The organism is Alteromonas sp. 14N.309.X.WAT.G.H12 (assembly GCF_036697315.1).
Classification (GTDB): domain Bacteria; phylum Pseudomonadota; class Gammaproteobacteria; order Enterobacterales; family Alteromonadaceae; genus Alteromonas.
On the sequence record NZ_JBAHZB010000272.1, the window covers coordinates 1 to 280 of the forward strand.

Here is a 280-nt window from a genome sequence, read left to right on the forward strand (position 1 = left end):
CGGCTACTGTCCAACCTGACGGTTCCTTCAGCGCTACGATACCCGATGACCTGGCTGAAGGTGATTATACGGTTGCCGTCACCGCTACCGACAATGCGGGCAACAGTATTACCGTGAATGAAACCGGTAGCATCGATACCACAGCACCGACCCTAACGGTAACCGATCCCGGATTAGGCAACGACTCAACGCCCACCATCACTGGGAATACAGATTTAGCGGCTGGTGAATCAGTGGCTATCAGCGTCACTGATGCTGACGATGAGACCCAGACATTTGC

General features: G+C 53.9%; 1 protein-coding gene. It reads left to right on the forward strand.

Annotated features, from left to right (window positions below):
* The coding region (locus V5298_RS20945; protein ID WP_332933324.1) for an Ig-like domain-containing protein at window positions 1-280 on the forward strand (280 nt) is incomplete at both ends.